Origin of the sequence: Actinomyces succiniciruminis (assembly GCF_900002405.1) — a bacterium.
Taxonomy (GTDB): Bacteria; Actinomycetota; Actinomycetes; order Actinomycetales; family Actinomycetaceae; genus Actinomyces; species Actinomyces succiniciruminis.
In genome coordinates this window covers 1-6,961 of sequence record NZ_LK995496.1, presented here as the reverse complement: position 1 = coordinate 6,961, position 6,961 = coordinate 1, and the positions used below count along the sequence as shown (strand labels likewise).

Here is a 6,961-nt window from a genome sequence, read left to right as displayed (position 1 = left end):
GGCGGGCCTCGCCGTCGGCCCGCCCCTGGGCGCCGACGCACCGGGCCGGCTAGCGCCCCGCCGCGGCCTGGATGGCGCCGGCCGCGACGTCGTGATCCATCTGCTCGAACTGCCCGACGACGCCGCGGGGGCCCGCACGCTGCGCCGCCTGAATGAGCTGCGCGGGCTGACCCACCCCGCCATCGCCCCCGTGCGCGACGTCATCTTCCTGCCCGACGGGTACGCGGCGGTCGTCGTCGACCTGATCGCGGGCGCTGACCTGGCGGTGGTGCTCGGTGCGCGCGGTGGCTTGACCCGCGCCGAGGCCGCGCGGGTGCTCGACGACGTCGGCGGCGCGCTGGCACACCTGCACGCACACGGTCTGGCACACGGGGACGTCTCACCCGCCAACGTCATGGTCACCACCGATGGCGGGCTGGTGCTCATTGACCTGCTCGGCGGCATCCTCGAGTCCGGGACCGACCGCTGCGCCGCCCCCGAGCGCCACGCTGGCGGCCCCGCGACCCCGGCATCGGACGTGTATGCGCTGGCGGCGCTGCTGCGCGAATGCGCCTCCGGTTCGGCGCTGCTGCGGGCCCGCCTTGAACGCATCCTGCCCGACGCGCTCGACGCCGATCCGAGCCGTCGCCCCACCGCCCGTGCCCTGGCCGCCCGGGCGCATGAACTGGCCCAGCCCGGCCGCCTGGTCCTGCCCGAGGGCGCCCGCCTGGCCGCGGGCGCCCTGCGTGCCGCGGCGGCCAGACCCACCCGCGTGGTCCCCACCCGCCGCGCGCTGCGCCGTCGTGAGGGGCCGGCAGCGCGGACCGAGGCGGGACGCGGGCGCCGGCGCGGCCGATCTCGCACGGGGCGGCGGCTGGCTGCCGCACTAGTCGGCCTGGTGGCGCTGGTGAGCGTGTTGGGTTTGGGCGTCGGGTTACTCGGCGTCGGCCAGGCGGCACGGGCCACGGCGCCCGGCACCGGCGCAGCCGCCGGCGCCCCGGCCACGGTCCCTGCTCCGACGCAAGTCGCGGAGGAGAGCCTGTTGGAGGTGGTGGTGGACCTGACCGGGCGGCGCGACGCCGCCTTGAATGCCGGTGACGGCGTCGCCCTGGCCGACACCACGGTGCCGCACTCGCCGGCGGCGAACGCCGATGCGGCCGTGTTGGAGGCGCTGGCCGCGGCGGGGGAGAGCGTCGACGGGCTGGACACCGATGTGCTCGGCGTGACCGAGGTGGACGTGCCGGAGGACTGCGAGCAGACCTGGGCGGGCGCCCGGGCCGTGCGCATCCGCCAGTCCCAGCCGGCCTCCACCCGCACGGGCGCGGACGGCACCGTGCGCACCGTGCCGGCGCTGGCGGCACGCGAGGTGCTACTGATCCTCGTCCCCGACCCGTGGCGCGTGGCCGAGGTGCGCGCTGCGTAGAGCGCAATCCCGGTCACTGCGGGACTTGCTGGGGCCTGCCCATGCAACCACGGCGGGGCCCGCACGCGTTGCGTGCGGGCCCCGCGGCTGCCTTAGGCGGTGTCGGCCGTGCTACAGCCCCAGCTCACCGGCGAAGTCGCCGTCCTCCAGGCGCTTCTTGACGGTCATGAGGTACCGGGAGGCGTCCGCGCCGTCGACCAGTCGGTGGTCGTAGGACAGGGACAGGTAGCACACCGAGCGCACGGCGATCACCTCGTTGCCGTCGCCGTCCTTGACTACGCGGGGCTGGCGGGTGATGGCACCCAGGCCGAGGATGGCGACCTCGGGCGGGTTGACGATCGGGGTGTCGAACAGGGCGCCGCCGGAGCCGGTGTTGGTGATCGTGAAGGTCGCACCGGACAGCTCACCGGCGTCGACCCGGTTCTCGCGAGTACGCGCGGCCAGGTCGTTGATGCGCTTGGCCAGGCCCGGAATGTTCAGATCGCCGGCGTGCTTGACCACGGGCACGTACAGCCCGCGCGGAGTGTCCACCGCGATGCCGATGTGCTCGACGTCGTGGTAGGTCACCTCGTCCTCCGCGATGGTTGCATTCAGCTTCGGGTGTGCCTTGAGCGCCTCCGTGGCGGCGGCCACGAAGAACGGCAGGTAGGTGAGCTTGGTGCCGTTGCGCGCCAGGAACTCGTCCTTGGCGCGAGCACGCAGGGCGGCGATGCGGGTCACATCCACCTCCACGACCGTGGTCAGCTGGGCGGAGGTCTGTAGCGACGTCATCATGCGGTCGCCGATCAGGCGGCGCAGGCGGCTCATCTTCTCAGTGCGGCCACGCAGCTCGGACTCGCCGGCCGACGGCGCGGGGCGGGTCGGGCTCGCCGCGGTGGGAGCGGCCGAAGACACCTCCGGCTGCGGTGCGGAGGCGGGTGCAGCAGGCTCGGCCTGCGGTGCCGGCGTGGCCTCGGCCTGCGGTGCAGGCGCGGTGGCCTCCGCCTGCGCCGCCGCCGCGGCCTCCACGTCCTGCTTGCGGATGCGTCCGCCGACGCCGGTGCCGGTGACGGTGGCCAGGTCGACGCCCCGTTCACGGGCGAGTTTGCGCACGATCGGAGTGACATAGCCGACCGACGGCGATGCGTCCGGGGCGGCGGGTGCCGTTGGAGCCGGTGCCGCGGCGGGCTCGGGGGCGGCCGCGGCCTCCTGCAGCGTCGAAGCGGCGGGCGCGGGCTCGGCGGGCGCGCCGCCGGCCTCGGTCGGGTCGCCCACGATGGCCAGGACGGTGCCGACCTCGGCGTTCTCGTCCTCGGCGACGCGGATCTCCAGCAGGGTTCCGGAAACCGGGGAGGGGACCTCGGTGTCGACCTTGTCGGTGGCCACCTCCAGCAGGGGTTCACCGACCTCGACGGTGTCTCCCACGGACTTCAGCCAGGAGGAGACGGTTCCCTCGGTTACCGACTCGCCCAGGGCGGGCATCTTCACGGACTCAGCCATTAGAGCTTGCCTTCCTAGTTGGTTTGCTGATTGCTAGTTCAATTCGGGTGGAGCGAGTATGCGGTCAGCCGTGGTTGTGCAGCGGCTTGCCGGCCAGGGCCATGGCGGCCTCGCCGATGGTCTCGTTCTGGGTGGGGTGGGCGTGCACCAGGGCGGCGACGTCGTTGGCGTCGGCCTCCCACGACACGATCAACTGGCCCTCGCCGACCTGCTCACCCATGCGGGCACCGATGGCGTGGAAGCCGAGGATGGGACCGTCCTTCAGCGACACCAGCTTCACGAAGCCCTGCGTGCCCAGGATCTGGGACTTGGCATTGCCGGCCACGTTGAACTGGCTGGTGACGATGTTCTCCGCGCCGTGCAGCTCGGCGGCGCGCGCCTCGGACAGCCCCACGGAGGCGATCTGCGGCTCGCAGAAGGTCACCTTGGGCACCTTCACGTCGTCGACCGGCTCGGGGTCCAGGCCCGCGATCCGCTCGGCGACGGCGATTCCCTGCGCGAAGCCGCGGTGAGCCAGCTGCACGCCGGGCACGATATCGCCCACGGCCCACACCCCGGGAACGTTCGTGCGCCCGTGCGGGTCGGCGAGCACAAAGCCGCGGTCCATGGCCACGCCCACCTCCTCAAAGCCCAGGTTGGCGGTGGCCGGGCCGCGGCCCACCGCGATCAGCAGCACCTCGGCCTCGGTGACGGTACCGTCGGCGGTGCGCACCCGCACGCCGCTATGCGTGCGTTCAACGGACTCGAAGCGGGTGCCGACGCGGAAGTTGATGCGCCGCTTGCGGAAGGCACGCTCGAGCTGCTTGGAGATCGCCTCGTCCTCGTTGGGAACCAGGTGCGGCAAGGCCTCGATGATGGTGACCTGGCTGCCCAGGGAGGCCCAGGCGGAGGCGAACTCCACCCCGATCACCCCGCCTCCCAGGATCACCGCGGACGCGGGCACGTGGTCGAGTTCGAGGGCCTGCTCGCTGGTGATCACCGGGCCGGAGATCTCCTGCCCCATGGTCTTGGAGTAGGAGCCGGAGGCGAGAACCACGTTGCGGCCCCGGTAGTGCCGGCCCTCCACCTCGACCGTGTCCGGCGCGACCAGGCGGCCCCAGCCTCGCACCAGGTCGATGCCGCGGGAGGAGACCAGGCCCTGCAGCCCCTTATACATGCGGGCGACGATGCCGTTCTTGTACTCCTGGACGGCGGGCATGTCGATGCCGTCCAGGGCCGCCCGGATGCCGACGGCGGAGGCCTCGCGAACCGCGTCCGCGGTCTCCGCCGCGTGCAGGATGGCCTTGGTGGGTACGCAGCCGCGGTGCAGGCAGGTGCCACCCACCTTGTCCGCCTCAACCAGTGCCACGCGCAGCCCGAGCTGGGCGCCGCGCAGCGCCGCCGCGTACCCGCCCGAGCCGCCCCCGAGTACCACCATGTCGTAAACGGCGTCTTGACCGGTTCCGGCCCCGTCGATCGCACCTGCTTGTGTCACGTGCATGCTTCCTTTCAAAGTCGGCCGTGAGCGGCGGTGTTGTTCGGCGGCCAGCGATGGCCGCGGTCCCGCGAATGGGGACGAGAGTCCCGGGTAGCCTACGGCATGGATCACCTTCGCGGCGAGTGTTTACTCAGCTTGGTCGGTGCCCTGCCGCGCGCCCGTGATCCGGTCCTCCAGGAAGGCCAACAGCGTGGCGACGCCGAAGCCGGTCCCGCCGATGGGGGTCATCCCCCAGGCGGACTTTTCGTTGTACGCAGGCCCCGCAATATCCAGGTGCGCCCACGGGGTCCGGCCCACGAACTCGCGCAGGAACAGCCCCGCCACGAGCATGCCGCCGGCCCGGCTGCCGACGGCGGCATTGCGCAGGTCTGCGAAGGGGGACTCCAGGTTGGCACGCAGATACGCCGGCAACGGCATGGGCCAGAAGTCCTCCCCGGCACGCCCGGCCGCGGCGATGACGCCGTCGCGCACCGATTCACTACCCATCACCGCGGCGACACGCTCGCCCAGCGCCACGATCTGTGCGCCGGTCAGGGTCGCCACGTCCAGCACGACGTCGGGCTCCTCGGCGACGGCGGCGGCCAGGGCATCGGCGAGCACCAGTCGGCCCTCGGCATCGGTGTTGGTCACCTCCACGGTGGTGCCGTCGAACGTGGTGACCACGTCGCCCGGGCGCTGGGCGGCCCCACCGGGAAGGTTCTCCGCCAGTGCCAGCCAGGCGGTCGTCTTGACCGGCATGCCCAGGCGAGCCGCTGCCAGCGTCGCGGACAGCACGGTGGCCGCCCCGGCCATGTCCGACTTCATGGTGGGCATGGAGGTTGGCGGCTTCAGCGACAGGCCGCCGGAGTCGAAGGTGATGCCCTTGCCCACCAGGGCGACGTGCTCGGCGTCCTTGACCCGCGGCGTCCAGGCCACGCGGACCAGGCGGGGCGGATGCACCGCCCCCTGGCCGACTCCCGCAATCCCGCCGAAGCCGTCGGCCGCTAGGCGCTTGTCGTCATACACCTCAACCTCCAAGCGGCCGTCCTTGCGGCCGGGCCCGGCCGCATCGGCGGCCCGGCGGGCGTACTCGACGAAGGTGGTGGGGGTGAGCGAGGCGGGCGGGTCATTGACCAGGTCCCGGGTGGCGGCCACCGCCTCGGCCAGGACGCGGGCGCGCTGCAGCACCGGCGCCGCCGCATCCGCTGGGCTGCGGCGCAGCAGCGTGCGCGGCAGTGGGCCCAGCGGGGTCAGCACCGTGATCCGGGCCAGGGGCGCCGTCGGCTCCGGGACCCGCCGTGACCAGACGTAGGCGCCCTCCAACGCGCCCTCCGCCACTGCGGCCAGGCGCTCGGTGGTGTCCGCGGGCAGGGCGAAGACCGCATGCTCGGTTCCGGCCAGGTCGCGGGCGGCGCGTCCGGCCGCCCGGCGCAGTGCGGCGACGTCGTCACCGTCACCGGTGCCGACCACCAGCAGGGTGGGGGCCAGCGAATCCCGGCGCGAGTGCTCCAGCGCCGCCGTGGGCACCCGCACCACGGCGTCGAGGGCCGCGGTGAAACCGAGAGTGGACAGCAGTGCCGGCAGCGCGCTCAGATCCGGCAGGATGCCCAGTCCGGACTCCTCACCGAGCAGAACCGGTGCGTCGGCTTCGGCGCGGGCTGCCAATACCAGGACATCGCCGCCCACCTCTGCGGCCGACAGACTTGAGGTCGTAATCTCACTCATGCGGGAATGGTAACGTCACAGCGCCGGCCACCGCCGGGCCCGCCGGGCGCCATCCGGGAACGGCCCGGCTCCGAATCAGCGCACCACGAGGTCAGTAACCGTATGGATGAGTCTTCCCAGGCGCGGTCCCTAAACGACACGCGCCGTCCCGCGCACGGTTGGGGGCGCGCACTCGTGGGGGTCTTCGCGCTTTTCGGCCTGGCGGTGGCCCTGCCCGCCTTCGTCGACCTGGCCCGGTCGGGTGCGGGCATGCGCCTGCCGGCCGCGCTCAGTGGCCTATGCGGGGTGGGCTACGTGGTGCTGTCGGTTGCCGTGGCTCACAACGGCCGGCGCATGCGACGTGTCGGATGGGCTTGCCTCGCAGCAGAACTGGCTGGGCTCTTCGCCGTCAATGCGGCGGGACTGACGGGCTCCGCCTGGTCGGCGTGGGGGAGCGCCTGGTGGTACCTGCCGGTGCTCCTGCCGCTGGTCGGCGGCGCGCAATTGTGGCTGTCCGATCCGCGTCGCATCGTCACCAATGCCGAGCGCATCACCGACATCTCCGACACGATCCAGGGAACCGTTCACCGCGACCGCAAGTGACTGCCCTCAAGGGGGGCGCTCAACGTGTGCGGCGACGGCGCAGCCACGCCTGGGTGCGCGACCCGAGGGAGGTGCGTTGCTCGGCCGCCTCAACAGCACGCCGCTGCTGCCGGTACAGGCGCCGCACCATGTCCTCCTGACTCACCCAGCCGATCAGCTCCAGTCCACCGTCCGGCAGCGCCTGCGTGACCGGCAGCGCCTCCAGGTGGGATTCGATCAGCGCCCCCAGCACATGGTGCGCGTCCGCGCCGCCGTCCACGTGTTCCCGGTCCAGGGGCAGCCCGCCCACGTGTCGCGGAGAACCGGACGCCTCGCCG

Annotated in this window: 5 protein-coding genes and 1 pseudogene; 2 read left to right on the top strand and 4 right to left on the bottom strand. The window is 72.7% G+C overall.

Features of this window, described 5'->3' with window-relative positions; all coding sequences use genetic code 11:
* Window positions 1-1,402: protein kinase domain-containing protein (locus BN1056_RS06410; RefSeq protein ID WP_244671557.1), on the top strand; the 1,402-nt coding region annotated here is incomplete at its 5' end.
* Window positions 1,403-1,513: 111 nt separating this feature from the next.
* Here the strand turns inward: BN1056_RS06410 and sucB are convergent.
* From sucB to BN1056_RS06395, 3 genes are all read right to left on the bottom strand, one after another.
* Window positions 1,514-2,881, bottom strand: coding sequence for a 2-oxoglutarate dehydrogenase, E2 component, dihydrolipoamide succinyltransferase (gene sucB / locus BN1056_RS06405; RefSeq protein ID WP_210579873.1), 1,368 nt, complete (start codon window positions 2,879-2,881; stop codon window positions 1,514-1,516).
* Between the two features lie 64 nt (window positions 2,882-2,945).
* Complete coding sequence (gene lpdA, locus BN1056_RS06400) at window positions 2,946-4,298, bottom strand: dihydrolipoyl dehydrogenase (RefSeq protein ID WP_210579957.1); 1,353 nt, start codon at window positions 4,296-4,298, stop codon at window positions 2,946-2,948.
* A gap of 186 nt (window positions 4,299-4,484) precedes the next feature.
* Complete coding sequence (locus BN1056_RS06395) at window positions 4,485-6,062, bottom strand: leucyl aminopeptidase (RefSeq protein ID WP_210579872.1); 1,578 nt, start codon at window positions 6,060-6,062, stop codon at window positions 4,485-4,487.
* Between the two features lie 102 nt (window positions 6,063-6,164).
* On the opposite strand from BN1056_RS06395, the gene BN1056_RS06390 reads away from it, so the two are divergent.
* Complete coding sequence (locus BN1056_RS06390) at window positions 6,165-6,644, top strand: hypothetical protein (RefSeq protein ID WP_210579871.1); 480 nt, start codon at window positions 6,165-6,167, stop codon at window positions 6,642-6,644.
* 19 nt (window positions 6,645-6,663) lie between these two features.
* On the opposite strand, the pseudogene BN1056_RS06385 reads toward BN1056_RS06390, so the two are convergent.
* Window positions 6,664-6,961, bottom strand: a pseudogene (locus tag BN1056_RS06385) (hypothetical protein); the annotation flags it as partial.

Excerpts from the sequence above, each read along its gene's own strand:
- sucB (WP_210579873.1), bottom strand. The coding sequence starts at position 2,881 with ATGGCTGAGTCCGTGAAGATGCCCGCCCTGGGCGAGTCGGTAACCGAG.
- lpdA (WP_210579957.1), bottom strand. The coding sequence starts at position 4,298 with ATGGTGGTACTCGGGGGCGGCTCGGGCGGGTACGCGGCGGCGCTGCGC.
- BN1056_RS06395 (WP_210579872.1), bottom strand. The coding sequence starts at position 6,062 with ATGAGTGAGATTACGACCTCAAGTCTGTCGGCCGCAGAGGTGGGCGGC.
- BN1056_RS06390 (WP_210579871.1), top strand. The coding sequence starts at position 6,165 with ATGGATGAGTCTTCCCAGGCGCGGTCCCTAAACGACACGCGCCGTCCC.